At 59.5% G+C, this 18,701-nt stretch carries 17 protein-coding genes; all 17 read right to left on the reverse strand.

Annotated features, from left to right (window positions below):
- Positions 1–163: 163 nt before the first annotated feature.
- Entirely contained in the window at positions 164–1,000 is an 837-nt protein-coding gene (locus FIV00_RS03585; RefSeq protein WP_152499491.1) for a hypothetical protein, read from the reverse strand.
- A gap of 132 nt (positions 1,001–1,132) precedes the next feature.
- A complete protein-coding gene (locus FIV00_RS03590; protein WP_152499492.1) occupies positions 1,133–3,160 on the reverse strand; it encodes a DNA topoisomerase in 2,028 nt (675 codons plus the stop codon).
- Positions 3,157–4,692 (reverse strand): DUF5710 domain-containing protein, encoded by a 1,536-nt coding sequence (locus FIV00_RS03595; RefSeq protein WP_152499493.1) that lies wholly within the window; start codon positions 4,690–4,692, stop codon positions 3,157–3,159. Before FIV00_RS03595 ends, FIV00_RS03590 begins: the two co-directional genes overlap by 4 nt.
- Before the next feature lie 10 nt (positions 4,693–4,702).
- Positions 4,703–4,918, reverse strand: coding sequence for a hypothetical protein (locus tag FIV00_RS03600; protein ID WP_152499494.1), 216 nt, complete (start codon positions 4,916–4,918; stop codon positions 4,703–4,705).
- Positions 4,915–6,813, reverse strand: coding sequence for a type IV secretory system conjugative DNA transfer family protein (locus tag FIV00_RS03605; RefSeq protein ID WP_209006801.1), 1,899 nt, complete (start codon positions 6,811–6,813; stop codon positions 4,915–4,917). Before FIV00_RS03605 ends, FIV00_RS03600 begins: the two co-directional genes overlap by 4 nt.
- Positions 6,804–7,214 (reverse strand): type IV secretory system conjugative DNA transfer family protein, encoded by a 411-nt coding sequence (locus FIV00_RS03610; protein ID WP_152499495.1) that lies wholly within the window; start codon positions 7,212–7,214, stop codon positions 6,804–6,806. Before FIV00_RS03610 ends, FIV00_RS03605 begins: the two co-directional genes overlap by 10 nt.
- A complete protein-coding gene (locus tag FIV00_RS03615; protein ID WP_152499496.1) occupies positions 7,211–8,155 on the reverse strand; it encodes a CpaF/VirB11 family protein in 945 nt (314 codons plus the stop codon). The genes FIV00_RS03610 and FIV00_RS03615 overlap by 4 nt, the downstream gene beginning before the upstream one ends.
- A gap of 98 nt (positions 8,156–8,253) precedes the next feature.
- The gene (locus FIV00_RS03620) at positions 8,254–10,779 is read right to left on the reverse strand and encodes a hypothetical protein (RefSeq protein WP_152499497.1); all 2,526 of its coding nucleotides are present in this window, start codon (positions 10,777–10,779) and stop codon (positions 8,254–8,256) included.
- A gap of 10 nt (positions 10,780–10,789) precedes the next feature.
- Positions 10,790–11,890: a TrbI/VirB10 family protein gene (locus FIV00_RS03625; protein WP_152499498.1), complete on the reverse strand. Its 1,101-nt coding sequence runs from the start codon at positions 11,888–11,890 to the stop codon at positions 10,790–10,792.
- Entirely contained in the window at positions 11,890–12,249 is a 360-nt protein-coding gene (locus FIV00_RS03630) for a hypothetical protein (protein WP_152499499.1), read from the reverse strand. The genes FIV00_RS03625 and FIV00_RS03630 overlap by 1 nt, the downstream gene beginning before the upstream one ends.
- A 3-nt stretch (positions 12,250–12,252) precedes the next feature.
- Positions 12,253–13,257 (reverse strand): TrbG/VirB9 family P-type conjugative transfer protein, encoded by a 1,005-nt coding sequence (locus tag FIV00_RS03635; protein WP_152499500.1) that lies wholly within the window; start codon positions 13,255–13,257, stop codon positions 12,253–12,255.
- Positions 13,254–13,955, reverse strand: a complete 702-nt coding sequence (locus tag FIV00_RS03640; protein WP_152499501.1) for a VirB8/TrbF family protein — start codon at positions 13,953–13,955, stop codon at positions 13,254–13,256. The genes FIV00_RS03635 and FIV00_RS03640 overlap by 4 nt, the downstream gene beginning before the upstream one ends.
- A complete protein-coding gene (locus tag FIV00_RS29575; protein ID WP_173005868.1) occupies positions 13,955–14,122 on the reverse strand; it encodes a hypothetical protein in 168 nt (55 codons plus the stop codon). Before FIV00_RS29575 ends, FIV00_RS03640 begins: the two co-directional genes overlap by 1 nt.
- Positions 14,123–14,149: 27 nt before the next feature.
- Complete coding sequence (locus tag FIV00_RS03645) at positions 14,150–15,199, reverse strand: type IV secretion system protein (RefSeq protein ID WP_152499502.1); 1,050 nt, start codon at positions 15,197–15,199, stop codon at positions 14,150–14,152.
- Positions 15,199–16,047 carry a hypothetical protein gene (locus tag FIV00_RS03650; protein ID WP_152499503.1) on the reverse strand — a complete coding sequence of 283 codons (849 nt, stop codon included), beginning with the start codon at positions 16,045–16,047 and terminating at the stop codon, positions 15,199–15,201. Before FIV00_RS03650 ends, FIV00_RS03645 begins: the two co-directional genes overlap by 1 nt.
- Positions 16,029–18,380, reverse strand: a complete 2,352-nt coding sequence (locus tag FIV00_RS03655) for a VirB4 family type IV secretion system protein (RefSeq protein ID WP_152499504.1) — start codon at positions 18,378–18,380, stop codon at positions 16,029–16,031. The genes FIV00_RS03650 and FIV00_RS03655 overlap by 19 nt, the downstream gene beginning before the upstream one ends.
- Positions 18,380–18,700, reverse strand: coding sequence for a hypothetical protein (locus FIV00_RS03660; protein WP_152499505.1), 321 nt, complete (start codon positions 18,698–18,700; stop codon positions 18,380–18,382). Before FIV00_RS03660 ends, FIV00_RS03655 begins: the two co-directional genes overlap by 1 nt.
- Position 18,701 lies beyond the last annotated feature (1 nt).

Below are 18,701 nucleotides of genomic sequence, written 5' to 3' on the forward strand. Positions count from 1 at the left end.
TGCCTGTGTGCGGTTTGATCCTCACCTGGTTACTCAGGTGGTGAGTCTTTCAGACCCCACTCCTGATTGCAAATGTTAAGATGCTGATTCCTCTCATTAATTCACGCATTCAAGCAGTCTGGGGCAGGCGCAGGCCGATTGACCCGCGCCGGCAAGCGTCCCATCAGGAATTGTTGTGCTCAATCTGGGACTTCACCTCGCTCAGAAGCTCTTCGATCTTCGCCTGCTCCCGCGCCAGAAAATCGCTTTCAAATTCAATGTCGGGCACACTGAAATAACCTCGCTCGTGAGGCAAATAGGTGATTGCCTGAATGCGCGCGTTAAACTCCTCGGCAGATCGGAGGTTTTTTTGGAACCGATCGGACACCTTTTTGGGATCATACGACGAACAGGTATTGTAAATCCGGAGCGATAATTTCTGAAGGAACATGACCTCCCGTTCGGTCTTTTTCTCCTGTAACTCAACCAACTCCTGACATTTGGGCTCCATTGTCTCGACGAAGGTCTTTGCCCTTTCCAGATACTGTGCCGCATCCAGTTTGGCCTGCTTCAGCGTCTTCCTGTTCTGATGGTCTAGCGCATCATTTTCGAGCTGTTGCTGTTCAGCCTTCGCTGCCCGTTGCTGCTCGCGAAGCTCGTCAATCCGCGCGTCCTGGGTCTGTCGCAGTTTCTTCACCCGCTCCGTCAGGTCCGGGCTTTCCATATGGGCCATTGTGAAACCAACCGGATTGCGGTCCGCGTCCTGGAGAACCTTATCCAGAGCCTGACGACAGTTCGTCTTAAGCTGTCCCCGCAGTTCCGGGCCAAGATCAACATAAAGACTATCGCCGGAGAGAATCTCAAGACACTCCACCGCATTTCGATGAATGGCCGCAACACCCATCGTTTCATGCTCAGAAAACAACATCAACAGCTGCTCATCGGTCGCCTCCGGAAGACCGGGATTACATGCTGCAAGCACCGCACCTGTCGCAATAATTGTCAGATGTTTCTTGAACAATTTCTGCTCCTTATATTTAAACCGTTGATTGATTAGCTCGGCACCTTCGCGTCAAGCTGTGCTATTTGGGACAATTGCCGCACACCGGGCTGCTTCTCCAAGGCGCGCACCCGCCTTGCCGTTGCCCGGCCATCACGACGCAGCCTTGACCTCGCTTCGGCCAACGTCCTTGTTTGAGGGGTCCTTGTTTGATGGGCCATTGTTTGAGGGAAGGGGGCCGAGGAAGGCCCGAAGGGCGTCGTAATCCCCCAGCTGCGCACGGCTGAGCCGGGTGCCCGTCCTGGCCGCCTTTGCCTTTGCCGCCTTCACCATCGCCTCGGACGGCTTGCGCTTGAGGGCGAGACGCTCATCTGAGGCCGTCAATGCCTCAATGACCGACTGCGCCGACGCACAGATCTCGTTCACAACAGAGCGGGCGTTTGCAGTCCCGCGCAGGATATCGTCCAGCCGGTTCTCCATATGCGCGGTCGAGGCCGGGTCCAGCACCTGCGGACATTTCGCTGACAAGATCCGGTAAAGGTCCATGGCCGCACCGGAGGCCTGCAATTTGCCTTTGACCGTCTCCAGAAAACCCTGGCGCTTCAGGCCTTCGATGATTGTGTCACGGGTCGCCGGTGTGCCAATCCCCTTCGCGGCTTTCAGCCGCGCCTGTTGATCGGGGGCCTCCACGAACTTCCAGGCGTTCTGCATGGCCTCGATCAGTGAGCCTTCCGTATAACGGGCAGGAGCCGTGGTCTTTTTGCTTTCGACCCCGACAGTGCGGATCGCGACCGGTGCCCCATGCTCAAGGGCCGGCAATTCCACCGCATCCTCTGCCTCCCGGGCCTTGTCCAGATACGGCGCATAGACCGCCTTCCAGCCGGGCTCACGCGTTTGTCTGCCAACCGTATTGAACACAATTGGCCCACCATCGGCTGCAACTGTCAGGGAGACTTCGGTTTTCAGATAAACGTGATCCGGCCCCAGCGCAGCCAGGAAGGTCTTGGCGATGAGATCGAACAAACGCCGCTCATCGCCACTCAGGTTCGGCAAAAGGGATGCAAGTTCACCTGCCTTTGCCGGGTTCGGGATGATGGCGTGATGCGATTCCCCCTCAAGACCGGCCGTGCAGAAAATCCGCTTCCGGCCCGTGCGGATCACCGGATCGCTCCAGTCCACCGGCACATCGTCCATCCCCACCAGCGCCCGGAATACCTCTGTTGATCCCTCAATCAGGTTCTCCGGCAAAAACCGCGTCGCCGCCCTTGGATAGGTTGTCACCTTATGGGTCTCATAAAGGCTCTGGGCGACTTCCAGTGTCTTTTGCGCCGTCCAGCCCCATGTTGCTGCCCGTTTTTGCAGGCTCGGCAAATCCATCGGCTTGCCGGGCGGCTGACGGCGTTCCTGCTGAACAACACTGACCGGCCCCTGCCAGCCCTGCACGGACCGGGCAAGGTCTTCAGCTTTGGCCTTGTCAAAATACCGAGCCTCCGCCTTCGGCGCATGGCGCAGCTCAAAAGGACCACAGTCCCCTTCAAGCACGGCGACAAGCTCGTAATAGTCCCGCGCCTTGAACGCAGCCAGGTCCGCTTCCCGCCGGCACACAATCGCAAGGGTTGGCGTGCGCACCCGGCCAATCCCGATCACCTGGCGAACACCGCGCGGGACAAGGGTCGTCGTCGCAGTTCGGGTCAGACTGAGATTGTATATCTGATCAGCCTGCGAGCGGGCTTCAGCTGCCAGATAAAGAGACCGGTACTCTTCATTCGGCCGCGCGCCGGCAAAAGCCTCCTGCAAGGTCTTCTCGTCCTCTGCGGTGAACATCACCCTCAGAACGGCGCCCTTGAACCGGAAGAACCTCAGCAGGTTCTGCCCGATCGCCTGACCTTCCCGGTCACAGTCCGTGGCAATATAGACCCTGTCTGCCGAGGTCAGCGCAGCCTTGATCTGATCCAGCCGCGCACCCTTGCCGTTGGCACGGTCCGCCACCAGGCCATAAAAACCGCTGTCCGGCTTGAGAAGCAGGGGCTCCCACTTTTTCCAGGCCTCGTTGACCTCTTCGGGTTGTTGCAGCCGCAGAAGATGCCCCTGGGCGGCAAGAACCTGACCGTAACGCGTGCCGACGGCCGCCATGACATTGCGCGCCTGTGACGGTTTTTCCGTGATGACAATCGATGTCATTGTGACAGCTTCCTCGCGCAGGACCTGATTTCCCTTTGTGTCTTTCGAAGTTCGGCAAGAAGCTGTTCCATCTGCCCGAAGACCTCGCGATCCCGCCGCCCACGCAGGGCCTTGGACAGTTTCTTCTCAAGCCCGTCATGATCAGCTGCCACTTTCTCAAACGCCACAAGAGCCTTTTCCCGCGACAGGTCCGGATAGGCCCCCGTCTCAAGAATGCGCAGCATCGCGTGCGCGACCGACATGTTGGCCCGCTCCGCACTCGCCTGCAAACGCTCAAACAAAGACGGGCTGATATAGGTGACCACCCGCTTTTTGGCGTCCTGAGCAGCGCCCTCGCTGCGGCCAGCTCCCTGTGCCGGCTCGGCATCCCGCTCGTCTTCAGGGTCTGCCCCAAGCTCTGGCCCAAACTCTGGCTCTGGCTCTGGCAACATCCTCCTGATCCCGTCCTGCAAGGCGCTGACTAACGCGTCCTCACCACGCCAGGCCTTCAGATCGTTCCAGTCTGTCGCCTGGCCCTCTTTTTCCTCAGCTGTGAACGAGGGCACGAGCACTGTGCCGCCAACCGCCTCCGCCGCCCGGTGCCCGCTCACCAGCCCCTTGTTCGGCAAGGCTGGCGTGCGGTGCGGAAGGTGATGATCATTGTCGGCGGCAATCAAGATGCCAGCATGCGGGAACAGCTCACGAACCGATGTCGCCGTCTTCACAAGGTTGTCTGCGTCAAACGCCACAAACACCGTCAGAACACCGCGGTCGGAATTGTCCCCTGCAAGAAGGTGAGCCGGGTCGATCGTGTGATAGAGACCGCTCTTGCGCCTACCCTTCAGGTAAGTCTTGGCCTCGCCGACAAACTGAAGCGACCACAGATGGCCCTTGTCGTCGCGCAAGGGAATAACCAGGCGGCCGTCATCGGCCACCTTCACGCCGTAGCCTTCAACACCCTTGCGCGCCAGATAAGCACACGTGTCGGGAGACGCTGAGGTCTTCAGGTTCGTCCAGATCCCGAACGCGCGCCGGGCAGCAGCCGACTGAGCGTCAAGCAGTTCCTGTTCGCGCTCTGCCCGCTGGCGCGCAGCCTGTGCCTCAAGATGCGGCCGGTCTTCAGGGCAGGGCACAACGGCAACGCCCGTCCACTGCTGCGTGCCATCCCCCTTGAAGTTCCTGAACTGACCGTTCGGAACACCGTCCAGGAACCCCCGGTAGCTCCCGTTCTTCCCCCTGGCATCGCCTGCCAGCTTCACCCGGTGCCATTGACCATCCATGCGCGGCGCACCGTCAAGCTCAGCTCCTTGTGCTCGCAAGAACGCCGCAAACGCACGATGCGGATCAGATCCCGGACAGGAAGGCCGGTTTTGCGGAAGATACGGCACAAGCGCGTCTGGCACCGTCAACCCCCTGACGAACCAGGATTTGGCCCTGCTGTCCCAAAGCGCACCGGCCGCCTTGGCAATCTCCCTGTCTTCATAGGGAACAGACAACCACGTAACACCAACGCTGCCATAGACCACTTCAGACACTTTGCGGTATTCAGACACTCCCGCCCCCTCAGTACAGACGCACGCCGTCAACGACCTGCATGCCCAAAGGGCGCTTGCCAGGAACAGACGGCCACACCTGGTGTCCGGACGTATCGGTGACGGTGATGATGCGAAGCGGGCAATCCTCGCTCAAACGACCGCCCGTAATATTGATATCCCCGAACTCTTCGTGGATCTTGAGCAGCGTGTCGATCACCGTGCTGATTTTCATCGTCGGGGTCATTTCGAAGCTTCCTTTTTGTGAGAGGTCCGGGGAGCGGGCAGAAGAACCTCGGCCCGCGACTGCAAGTCCTTGTCCTGGAAATAAAGAACCTGACGGCCATAGATCGGCGGGCGGCCCGCCACGAAGATCAGCATGTCGCCGGAACGGGTCACCTTGCCCCCCGAACCAGTCTCCATGCCCGGCAACGACATGCATTCATCTGCCGTCAGCAGGGGGCGGGCAACTTCCGTCAAGGTGTGGGAATAGTTCGTACCGGAACGACCGGAGGTTCGGCTCGCCGACGTCTTCTTCTGCACCAGCGTCGTCTTGCCGCTCATGTCCGACAAAAGACGCGCCGTTTCCATTGTGTTCGGCGCATAGGCAACCCGGACATGGCAATTCGACACGATCGATTGCTCTCGCCCATAGGTCTTTTGCAGCTGCGTCAGATCCTGGACTATCACGAAGGCCTTCAGACCGTAGCCAGCCATGAAGGCAATCGCTTTTTCGAATATCTCAAGCTTGCCGACAGACGTGAACTCATCGAGCATCAGCAAAAGCCGGTGCTTGTAGCTCTTCACCGCACGCCCCCCCTCAAACGCCATGTGCGAGGTCAGGCGTGTCAGAACCTGATTGAGCAGGATCCGCACAAGCGGGCGAAGACGCGCAATCTCGGACGGAGGTATGACAATATAAAGTGTTGCCGGCTTCTCGCCATTCATCAGGTCGCTGATGCAGAAGTCCGAAGCCGACGTGTTGCGCGCAACAATCGGGTCGCTGTAAAGCGAAAGCTGCGCCGTTCCCGTCGAATGAACACCGGAACGCTCGTTGTCAGCACGCTTGCGCATGCGCGCAGCGCCAAGGCGAACCTCCGCATTGACGGCATCGCGGCCATGATCATAACTCTCCATGTCGAGCAAAAGACGCTCAAAGCTGTCGCTGACGCGCGTGTCCTGTTCGCTTGTTGCGGGCTCTTCGCCGGGTTCGTCACTGGTCTCGGCTAACTGCGGCTGCGCCGGTCCCGGACCACTCTGTGTACCGTTGCTCTCTGGCTCCTTACTTTCTGACCCCTTGCTTTCCTGGCCCATCGACATGAAGGCCCGCACATCGGCCAGAGTGGCCCTGCGATCATCCTCTTTCTGAACCCGGTAAAGCACATGCAAAATGGCCGTGGACAGCCAGCCATAGCCCTCCTGCATCCAGAAGTCCTTCAGGCCCGCACCATCGGGATCGATGATCATGATCGCAATGTTCTGGCAGTCCGCAATCTCGTGGTCCGTCCCCATACGCACCTCCGCAAGCGGATTGTATTTGGCCGATCCGCTGTGAGCGGCCGGGTCAAAACGGTAAATATTCTGCCCCTGCGAAGCCCGCCAACCGGCCGTCAAAGCGTGGTTCTCGCCCTTGATGTCGAGCACGAGCGCGCTCTCGCGCCACGACAACAGCGTCGGCAAAACAAGCCCAACCCCTTTGCCCGATCGCGTCGGCGCAAATGCCAGAACATGCTCTGGCCCGTTATGGCGCAGCATCCTGACACCGCGCCAGCGCGGCCAGCCGCCCACAACAACGCCGCTCTTCGACCAAAGGCCGCTCTTGCGCACATCCTTCAAAATCGCCCAACGGGCCGTGCCATGAATATCCTTCTGCTTGCGTCCCCCGGAGACCGTCTTCGACTTCGCACCCGACGAGGCATAAGCACCCACGCAGAAAAACAGCGCAAACGCACCAAAACCCGCATAAGCAGGATTGAGGATCTCCGGCGGGAACCAGCCACTCTCAAGCCAGACAGCTCTCAGCCAGTGCCACCAGGCAACGTTGAGCGGATCAAAGCCGAGGCTCAAATGCCAGCCGATCAGCGTAACGCTGACCAGTGAGGCAAGCCCGAGGAACGCAAACAGACGCGCTATCAGGGGCAAGTTGCCTGCAGACGGGATGCCCCCGTCAGGTGAACAGCGGACCGCTCGTTGTCAGCCCGCTGGCGCATACGTGCCGTGCCACGGCGGATCGCCTCATTGAGCGCTTCCCGGCCATGGTCATAACTCTCCATGCTGTTCAGCACATCGCCGGATGCTTTATCAAACGACGACAGAAAACCCTGAACATCTTCCAAAGTGGCCCTGCGATGCTCCTCTCGCGCCACCTGGAACAGAACGTGCAAAATGACCGTGGACAGCCACTCACACCCCTGTTCCTCCCAGAAGTCCTTCAGACCGGCCCCCGCCGGATCGATCAGCACCTCGGCAATGGTCCGGCAATCAGAGATCGCCTGGTCACTGGCAAGGCGCACGGTCTCAAGCAGATTGTGTGTGTTGGTCATTGGACAGTCCTTCCTTCCCTTAGGATGTAGCGGTCATTCTTCATCTCGAAGATCTCGGAGATTGAACGTTGCCCGCGGGGATCGCGCCGGATGTGGATGACGAGATCCACCAGCTTGCGCATGAAGCCTTCTGCATCCGGCAATGTCTGGCCGGCTGCATTGATGTTTTCCTGGAACCGCGCTGGAACAAGCTCGGCGCTTTCTGCGTGCACCGTGCACATCCAGCCGCGCGCACCCGTGTTCAGAACGTTCAGCGCGGCAAAAGCATTCTGTGTGGAGATTTCCCCGAACAGGATGTTGTCCGGCGAGATGCGCATCTTGTGATCATAAAGTTGCTGCCAGGTTCTGAGCCCCGCACCTTGCGCGGTGTCGCGGGCCGCCAGCAACGAGACGCCATTATAGAACCGGCCAACATCCAGCTCCGGCGTATCTTCTGCGCTCACCACCCGCCGGTCATCAGGCAGATACGACAGAAGATTGTTGAGCAGCGTGGTCTTGCCCGTATTGGTCGAACCGGAGATGGCAATGTTGCGCTGCTGATCAAGCGCTGCCTTCAGATAGGCAATCATGTCGGGTCCCAGCCCCATGTCTTCCAGGCGGACCCGATGGGGATGTTTGCACCGGATTGCCAGAGACAGACCGGAGACGACAGAATTGCCAAGAAGGCATTCAAACCGGTGACCACCGGGCAGAACGGTCGAAAGCTGCGGCTTGGCCGTTGGATCGAACTCCAGACCCTTCATATTCGCAAGCGCCCGGCAGATGGTCTTGATCCGGTAAAGCGTCAGCTCCGGCTCAACGACTTCCGCGATCCGATTGTCCAGATCACGGCGCTCGACAATCAGCTTGCCGGGAACTTTCGTGCGCACTTCAACAACTTCAGAGCCAGCATAGTGACGCGACAACGGCTCAAGGATTTTTTCCAGGAGAACCTGGGACATGCTCAAAACCTCAAAACGGGATTCATTCAAAAGCGGGGCGGAAGAAGGGGCGGGGGCAAAGACCCCCGTCCCATGGTCCGGGAACCCTTTGGTGCGTCCTAGTTGGAAGGAATTCCGATCGGCCGGGTCACCTCACAGTTTCTTCGGGTTCCATCCTGAACCTCCTGGACACCGGTCCAGTCCGTATAAGTGACCTTGTCCGTTCCAGGTTCCGTGATTTTCAACCGCTCTTCTTCCCGGTTGATGTAATAAAAATGACAGATCTCGCCATCGTTGTAGCTGAATTGCGAGATCCAGGCGTTTCCGCCCGAGATCGACTGCCAGTACGGATCTTGGTTATCGCCGCGCGACCAGTTGCCGGTGCCCGTGTCGGACTTCATTTGAAGATTGCCACGCTCCAAATATGCCTTGATGCCCCAACCAGAATTGACCCGTGCCTCGCGAACTCGCTCGCAAAAATCACCGCCATTTGCTGCCGGCCCGCTCCCAACCGGAACACGCAGGCTCGTGCCATCCGGACGCTGATATACCTCGGTCCGGTTGGTCGGAACCATCTGGTAACAGCCCTCGTAATAGGCATTCGTCAGATCGGGCGTATCTTCGGTGCGCACAAACGTGTAATCGACCGCCGTCGTTCCCGGTTCCAGATAATCGGAGACAATGGTGTATGGGGTTCCGGCAACATTGATCGAGATATCCACCAAAGGATAGGCTCGAAGCTCGGCATCATCATATTGCCAGCCCGACAGATCCAGCGAATGCGTATAGGTCTGTGCGCTCGCCTGACACTGCGTCACATACATGCGCCCCTGGGTCGGGGACTCGTAGTAAAACCGCTCACGTCCATAAGACTGACCCGCTTCCAGATCATGGGTAAACTGAGACGGGTCCGTGCAGCCATCCGTGGTCGCATAAAGCGGCAACTCGTCTGTCAGATCCGGCTGGCACCCGGCGATCGTCTCGCGAACTCCATCGACCTCGATTTCCGTAATATACTGGCGCGCGACAAGGCCCTGCTCCAGATCGACAATCGGCGTGCACACGTCCATCCCATCCACCTCAAACACCTTCTCGTGCGGATAGGTCACCTCGCTCGTCATGCAAGGCGAGGCCTGGTAGTACTGACCCTTATAGGTATAGGTCCACATGGTCATCTGAGTGGAAACGCCGGCACCAAAATCATGCTTCAAGGAGCAATTGTCCGCCTCCGCCGTCATCTGGATCGGCGCGATCGTTTCTGACGGGGCACACTCGCGCACCCGCACATCAACACCTTCCTTGTTATACGCCAGGATGGTGTTGACCGTGGCAATCCCCTTGTCGAGATCGAAGGTCAGCGCGCACTCTTCACGCTCTTCAATCGGCCAGGTGCGCTCCGTATCCGCACGGCACGCACTGACCGTATGCCGGCTCGCCTGCCCGTCCACATAGAAGTAAGTGTACTGCGCACTCGCCTCACGCCCCTCAAGATCGACAAAATCGTCACAGGCGCTGTAGTCACGCTCAAGCTCGAACGTCTTGTTGGAGGGCGCACATTCACTGACCGACACAACCTCACCAGTCCTGTTCCGGTAGCTCAAGCTGGACAGAAGCGCGACCGTCTTGCCCTCAAAATCAACCTCCGGCGTGCAGGCGTCAAAATCCTCGTTGATCACGTGGTAATTGGCCTCATCCGGCTGACACGCTTCCAGATCGTACCGCGCGCCCTTGTCGTCAGTGTAAAACGTCTCAAACTGCGGGAACGCAAGACGGGCATCGATGTCCACGATCGCCTCACACGCGTCGTAGTTCTTCTCAATCGGCCACACCACCCCATTGGGAGAACACGCATCGTTCTCAACGACAACACCGTCTTCCAGCGTTTGCGACATCGATTGCTGACGCACCACACCGCTGACAAGATCGACAACAGGCTCGCACCCCTCCGTCGTCACGTCATAGGTGACCGTCGGCTCATCCTCATCGGCCGCAAGCCGCTCAGGGGTCTGGTAGCCACCTGCAATCGGATTGGAACTGCCGCCATCCTCATTGCCATCGGAGCCGGAGCTGTCGCCGCTGCTCTCTTCTTCGCGCGCGTCCTCTTCCGGCTCGTCCTCTTCGGCAACCGCCTGTGTGCTCAGGCGCGCAAGCGCCGCCAGGAACTCCGCCTCGTCGCCATCTATGGAGATCTCCGTCGTCGGCAACAGACGCTCACCGACAAGCACAAACTGGCTGGTAAAATCCTGCGGCTCAAGATCGACATAATCCGCACCCCGCGTCAGACGGGAGACAACCACCTGGGCAATACTGTTGCCACCAGCGCGCACGCGGCGGACAAAGCCTTCCGCATTGACGCCCTGCACATCCCCGCCAACCTCTGGCGGTCTGGCAAACCGGAATTCAAGCGGCACCGCCGCATCCGTGGTCAGGTCGGTCTCAAGAACAGGGGCGATCGCGAAGAGATCCGGCCGCAGCCGCGCTTCGGCTTCACCGGCAGCGCCATCTTCGCCGGCGCCGGCAGAGCGCACCACTTCCGGCACCGGCAAAGATTGGGCCAGAGCCGAGGGAACAGCCAAGGACGGTGCCAAAGTAGGCGTCAGGGTCGCGGCAATCAGGCCGCTATACATATACTTGCGCAAACGCATTCAAAACTCCTCAGTTTTTGGGGGGATTGGCGAGATACCAGTCAAACTCCGGACGCACCTGGACACGCGTGCCCTGGGCAATCCGGATCACCGGCTTGAGATCAACTGTGTCTTCCAGGAAGGCCGCCGTGAGCGTGCCAATATTTTCGCTGGCACCGGTCAGACCATTGGCAACAATGTTGGAGTTGGTGCTGTCAATCTGGCTGGAGCCGACCACAGCCCCTTCCACCGCCGTGCCAAGGGCAACCGTCAGGATCGCAGAGCCGTATTTCTCCCAGAAGCGGTTGTTCACCTCGCCCGAAAGACCCGCATACCCTTGCGCATCTCCAACCTTCGAATTCAGTTGGAAAATCTCCGCACGGCTTTCGCCCAGAAGGATACGGCTGCACGAGAACCCGACACGCGTCTGGCCGATCTTGTCCACCGACTCATAGGCACAGATCATCCGCGAGCCCTTCGGCACAAGCTTCGTGCGCCCGTGGTAGCCGTAAACATCCCGGCTCACCTGCACGACAACCGTCCCGTTATCGGCAAGCTGGCTGTTGATGCCGCTTTCCAGAATGCCGGTGATATAGCGGTCGGCCGCCAGAATACGGCTGTTGTCAACGGCAGAGGTCGAATAGCGGCGTGGGGCGGAATACCGGTCGTTTTGCGGATCAATGCCAACAGGTGGCGCAAACGCCGGCACAGAAGCCATCTCAGGCAAGGGAGCCGCCGGAGGCTCCTGGAACTCGCCAGACAGATCAGCCCCGGCAAGTGTTGTCTGCATCTCGGCCCGCTCACGCAAGGACGCCTGCAAGGCAAGCTCATAAGGGTCAGGCCCGCGCGGAACGCTCCTTTCCGGCTCAAGATACTTGGTCACCACCTGCGTCCGGACCACTTCGCGGGTCTCAACAACAGGCTTTTCAACCTCCCTGATGACTTCCTTCTCAATCACCACCGCCGGCATCGTGATGACCGTCGGTTCCGGCTTCGGCTCAGGCGGCGCAGGCTTTTCGTAGGAAAAAACCTCCGGATCACTTGCCGGCAACCCCCGCGGAGCCGCTGGCTCTTGCCGGCAAAGACCGCCAAAGCTCAAACCCAGAGCAACAATCAGCTCACAAACCGCCATCAGCTGCCGCCCCGATACTGAACAGAAAGGTGATCGCGCGTAAGGGTGAGCGTCGGCTCACCGCCTTCAATAACAACAGTCACATCCGCAATACGGATGCGCACCCGACCGTCAGTGGCATCAATCAGATACGGCGCAGCCGCGCGGGCATTGCCGGTCGGCGGAGAAGGCACAACATCCTCAGGCTCGCGAACCTCCACCAGGCCCTCGTGCCGACGGAAAATGGGAGGGGGGAGAATAACAGGCCGGTTTTCCACCATGATCGGCGGAGGACCTGGAGGACCAGGAGGCCTTGCCCCCTCCACATCAGGGCAAAACAGGCCAAGACCAAGCGACAGAAGAAATTCACAAACCGCCATCGCTCACTTTGCCCCCTTGTACTGGATGCACAGGAAGGACTGGCCGGATTTCAGCGTGATCAGACGGTGCGTGCTTTCAACAATGAAGGTCGTGCCCTGAACGCGGGTGTTGACCAGCTCGTCAATGCCATCGACCACAACATAGGCCGTGGGCAGCTCAAGATCGTTCCACTTGTCGCCGAACTGGATGTAGGTGAAGTTGTCATCCCGAAATACCTGCTCCGGGCGCAGCGAGTTGTCTCCCCAAAGCTTGTAGTCATCCCAGCCGCGCAAGGATGCCGGATCAAACCGGGCGGTCTTCAGAAAGTCGCTGCCACCATGGGTGCCAACAGCTGCTGTGCCGATAGCGCCCGCGCCAGCTGCCGGCAGTGCCCGGCCCCTGTCGTCAAAGGCTACATGGCCCATGTCAGGCGATCCGGACCCGACAATGCGATAGGACAGATCAGGCACCGATTTGGAGTTGATGCCTTCAGCGCGCAAATAGAAGGAATAAACCTCCCCGGCCTCCGTATAGACCAGAAGGGAGCTGTCAACGCCTGCCCCACGCGGCTTGACCGCAAGCGTGTTGTCTGAGCGCTTCCTGACCTCGAACCGGGACGCATCCCCCAGATCCGCAGAGGCAATGCGCACCCCTTCAGGCAACTGGATCGCACTGACCATATATTCGCGCAGGCGCACCTTGTAGACGCAATCCCCGCACCAGGCCTCCACATGAATGCCCTGATCCTTGCCGGGACGCGACCAGGCCTCCTGGATCTGGCCGCCAATGGACGCAGGACGGGCCAGGGGGCCGTAATTGCCGGATGCCTGGGCCTGAGCCTGGGCGAGCGACCCGGGCGGCACGGTAGAAGTCACCACTGCGTTGGCTCCATCAATGCGCTGTTTGGGGGTCGTGGGGACAGGTCGCGTTGAGGCGCGCCCGCCCTCATCGGGAGAAAGCGCTGTCTGCGCCGATGCCGCAGAAGACAGAGCCGCAAGGGCCAAAACGGTGAGAAGGCGGGCGATCATTTCGAAGCTTGCTCCTTGATGGACATGCCGAGAACGCGAATGCCAAGCGGGTTCTCGAACCGTTCAGCAGTCGTGACGTCATGAGGGCGGGGGGTCATTTCCAGAAACGCGCGCAGATGGCGGCGCTTGGGCTTGTCGCGACCGATCCGGTCGCTCTGGAGGAATTCAACGACATAGAGATAAACGCCATCATAGGCGTCCACCTGATGCGCGCCCTTGATCGTAATCGAGCGGTTCAGGCCATCTTCAAGGCCAGCCTCGATCAGGCTCTTGTTGGCATCCAGATACGTGTTGAAGAACTCCGCATCCGAATAGGTCCGCACCTCTTCAAAGCGCGTGTTCTGCGTCGTGCCGTCAATCGTGAGGATCTGGCGCACATACCGGCGCGCCAGCTTCTCAAGCATCAGCTCAAACCCATCGACCTCAACAGAGATCGGCTCCACACGGTAAAGACGATCGTCGCTGGGGTCTGCCCGAAGAAGCGCGATCTGCGTTTCCTTCAGCGGAACCAGAGACACAAGCGCCTGGATGGAGACAACCACACAGGCAATCAGCGCAATGTTCATGGCAACCGACAGACGCAACAGCCACGCCAGACGACGATGCGCGGTCTTGTAGGCAAACGGGTCCGCCGCCAGAATATTGGCGTGTTTGGGCATGTCCTGCATGTCGGTCGGAGAGAGCGCGAGCGAACTCATCAAGCCGCCTCGACCCACTCGAACGTGCCCGGCTGGAACTCAACCTCAAGACAGGCACACGGAGACTTGCGCATCTGGTCAATGCCGTTCGGCTCGATCGGCATTTCCACCTGGGCGCAACTGGACAGGAAAAACCCCAGGCACACTACAAGAGTGACGTGTTTCATTGATCAAAGACCCTTTGAGAGAAAAACTTAAGACTGGTCCGAGGACCGGATGATCCCGCCGGCCTTGGCGGACAAGGACTTGCCAGCGCTGGCCGCAGCCCCGAGCGCAGCCATTCCACCGGCAAAATTCCCCACAGCACCGGCTCCCCTTGCCGCCGGTCGCAAGGCTGACTTTGACAGCGTTCCAGCAGCCACCCCGTTGTAGAGAACACCGGTGAGCTGACCGGCAAAGCTCGCGGCCTCGGAAATCAGCGCCACCCCAAGCCAGCCCATGATCAGCGCCAGCAGATACTTGCCCCCGGCAAGGTTCAGCCACTCTTCGACCTTGATGTTCTCGCCGGTGGCCGTGACCCCAATGGCGTCAATGCTCGCCTTCACCAGTGCAAACACCATCGACATGGAGACCATGGTCACAATCGCCCCGGTGACCGTGCGCGTCGCAGCACCTGCCAGATCGCGGCCGAACGGAAACGACGCCATGCCCACCACAAACGGTGACATGCCCATCACCAGCGTGATCCGGAACAGCGCAACAGCGGTATGGGACAGGAACAGAACCAGCAAAATGAGATAGGGAACAATCAGACTGACGCCGAAGACAATCCCCACAAGCGCGGCCCCAATGCCTGTGAGAGCTGCGAAAAAACCGCTGCCACCACCGGCTGCCATCAGCGCCGTCGCAATGCTCCAGATCTGGCTGATGACCTCTTCGATGGCTTTCAAAAGCGCGTCCATCCCGGAATACCCGGCCGACTGCGCATCCAGCGTCAGGCTCGCAAGCCCCCCCATCATATTGACGGTGGTCGTGAAGATCGTGACCACCAGGGCACCGCTTGCCAGCGCCTTGTAGATCCCGAACCCCAGCACCAGGAAGATCGCCTGCCTGAGCGCCTCGCCCAGCTCAAAGCGACCGATCAGAACCTTGATGCCCGTCCACACGATCCAGCCGCCGATCATGGCCGCGACAAGACCCAGAAACGGCCCATGGATCGCCGTCACCACCGTCTCGAGCGTGGTTTGCGCATGCGTCTGGTAGGCCTTAAAAATTGCGCAGATGTTGCAGGCTGCCTCAGCCATCACTCGCTCTCCGGGTCATCGCTGTAGGTGCGCTCTTCAGCCATCTCGCTCAGGATCGGAACTCCGTTGTTCAGGGCTTGCGAGGCCTGGATTTTCAGCATCTGCGCCAGAAGCTGGTTGGTCTGGGCCTGCGTCGTAAGCTGTGCCACCTGAAGCTCGATCAGAACCTGAAGCCGGTCCTGCATGGTCTCAGCGCCCACGCCTGCGCTCTTGTAGTCCTGCGCCGTCTCAAGGGTGGTGACCGCCGTCTCATGCGCCTCGTCCGACTGCGCAAGCCCCTTGAGGGTCGCATCCGTGATCGTGGCAACGCGGTTCTCCGTCACCGCCTTCTGGATCTCGACCTTCTCGTCCCAGCTGCCTTCCGTCAGCGACTGCTGCGTTGCCACAAGACCGGACTTGTAGGCATTCGAGCGCTCGCAGATCGACCCGAAGTCCACCTCTTCCAGATCAATCGACGGCATCAGCTGCTCGTAATCTGGAATGAGGCACGCCATGTCACCGGTAACGCTGGAGGCAAGCGCGTCAAAGTTCACCGACGGGATCGACACATTGCCAATCTCGCCGATCGAGGCGAGGGTTTCGTCGGCAATCGCCTTGGCTTCCTCAACAACCTTCAGCTGGTCGGTCACCACAGAAAGCTGCTCCTTGGCTGTTTCAAGCTGCTCGGTGACAACAGAAAGCTGCTCCTTCATCGTCGTCAGCTGCTTTTGCGCCTCCGCAATCGCCTTCACATCGATCACAGCCATCGCAGCCCGGGCCCCAGATACACTGCCTGGTAAACTGCCTGGCACACCACCAGACACCAGCAGCGCCGCCGCAAGGACGCATGTTAGAGTTTTGCGAGCCATTGCTCACCCCATTTCTTCCTGAGTTCGTGAATTGTCCGCATCGGCTCATCGCCAGACCGGTAAAAGCGCAAGGCATCGCCAAGGCCCGACAGGTCAACGTCAAGGATCGTGCTTTCGTTGAAATTCGCAGCCTCAAAGCGCTTGACCACAAGCACCTGACGGCCGCCCTTCATCTCGCCCTCGCCCTTGATGAAGGCGATCTGCTCGTTCGACAGATTGAACGGCTCAAGGTTTTCCACCTTCGCCTGGGAGTTTGGCAGGAAAAACAACGTCTGCGCGTTCTCAATCATCGCCGAAGCGCCAGCGAAGTCGAGCAAGGCCCCCGGCTCCTGGAACGCAAGCCCCACAAGACCGTTCAGCTTCCGGTATTCCCGGTACATCTCCTGAACAACGTCCCTGAAGCCGTTGTTGCGCAAGAGATTGGCAGCCTCGTCAATGAAGATCGAAAACCCGCCTTCCCCCCGGCGCGCCACCGCAGAAATCGCCGCCGAGATATGCGCCACCACAGGCGGCCCAAGAACAGGGTCCTTCAGCGCCTCGTTCATGTTGATGCCAACCAGAAACGAACGCCTCAGAAAGCCGGTGATCTGATCACGCGGAGCATTGAAGACGTGCGAGAACTGACCCTGCGCCCCGTCATCGGACGACACCCAACGGGCAAAAAGCTTGCGGATCGCCGACTGCACCGGGAACGCGGCCCCATGGATGTTGTTCAGCGTGCGAAGACCTGGCTCCAACTCGCACGCCATGTCGAGTGCGGCATGCAGATCATCGTCCATGCTGTCGTCAAAACTCTCACCAAGCATGGATTGCAGGATCAGCCGCACCCCGTGACGCGCGGTCTTGTCCGACAGGTCCACATCAAGAGGATTGAGCGCCAGATCCTCATATCCCTGGTAGACGCCGCCAAATGCCTCGATCATGAAGCGCGCGCCCTCCCTGGAATCAAAAACGTAATTCCTGACACCAGGGAACTTGGCAAGACCGCCCAGAAGATGAAGCAGCAAGGTCGATTTACCGCCGCCAGTCGGTGCAAACATCAAATAGTTGCCCGGCGACTGCGGCTTGTCCGACACATGGAACTGGAACGCATAATTCTGCCCTGTCGGCGTTTTGAACAAACGCACAGGACGATCTCCGAACGGGCTCGACCACAGGCCGATCGGCGAGAACTGGAACGGCCAAAGGGCCGCAACATTGCTTTCGGTGATCTTCAACGGCCGCAGCAGCTTGTCGCGTCCCGGCATCCGGTTGAACCAGGCCGTCGCGGCCCCGGCCGTCTCAATGGAATAACGAATGCGCGCAGTGTCCAGAAGGGCCGTCACCTGATCCAGAAGCGCGCTCAGCTCATGTGTCTCGCGCGCGCGCACCGTGATCTGGAACTGCGTTTCCTGAAGCTGGTGCGCGTTGGTCAAAAGGTCTTCATTGACCGCCTCAAGCTCGGCCAGAACCGCACCCGTGCCAAAATAATTGTGCTTTTGCTCCGTAATCTGGCGCGTGGTCAGCGCAATCTGACCAGTGTTGTCCAGCGGGCGGACGATCTGGCAAACCTCGATCTCCCCTGACAATGCCAGCAGCCGGGAGACCAGAAGACCGGAGACCGTCTCGGGCCAGCCACGCACCGCAATGACCCGGTTGAAGGTCCTGTGCGGCGTGAATGTATCAATCGCCCCGCCCGTGGAAACGTGAATGTCAGACGCCGGCAGGTTCGCGCTGATGCCCGCACTCACACGGGCAAGCTCCGGCTTCAGCTCACCGCAAACAAGATAGTTCAGCACACGTGTGAGCTCGCAGGCCTTGCCCGCGTCCCCGGCGGCTTCCACCAGTCGGATGCCATAGGCGTTGAAGCTGCTCAAAAGTCCGCGCGTGGTCTTTTCCAGCTCCCCGGACGTTTTCACGCTGAGCACAAGATACCAGACAAGCGAATAGGCGTTCCGGTAAAGCCGTTGTTCCGCCTCCCCGACTTCCCGCAAGGTCGGCGACGGCCACTCAGCCAGAAAGCTCACATCCCGCTGGCGCTTGATACCGAACAGGCGCAGCACGGAGCCCGCCGACAGAAATTGCAGGAACGCATTCGCCCGCCCGATGGCAAGCGTTTCCTGCTCGCTCACACTGCGCGTCTCATACGCCAGACCCGACACCGCAAACACCCGCACAAACGAGCCATCCTTCAGCGAGACCGTCTGGTTGTCGGCCAGCAGCTGGTCGAATTCCAGCTCATTGGCAAGCCAGTCCTGTTCCACATCACCAAGCAGGTACTTGCGGCTTTTGGAACTCACCAGCGCCGCAGCGCCAACAGCAGCAACGCCCGTCATCAAGGTGCCCAACAACATTATCGGGTCCGCCGTTTTGGGGTCTTCAAGGGAAAGCCGCTCACCAGCTGGCGCATCTTGCGAGCCTGGTAGAACGAGGCCGGGTGAAGAAGGAGGGTTTCGCAGTGGGGCTCACGACGACGCAGCACAATGATCCAGGCAATTGCAGGCGGCAGCGTCACAAGCACCAGCGCAAAGGCAACCCCGTTGCCCGCAAAAAGACCGACAGCACTTGCCAGAACCAGCTCACCGATCAGCACGAGAATTGCATGAAGGGGCGGCATGCCCGCCACTTTCATCGGCTCCTGGATATGCAGGAATATGGCACTTTGCGCCTTCATG

Source organism: Labrenzia sp. THAF82 (assembly GCF_009363435.1).
Taxonomy (GTDB): Bacteria; Pseudomonadota; Alphaproteobacteria; order Rhizobiales; family Stappiaceae; genus Roseibium; species Roseibium porphyridii.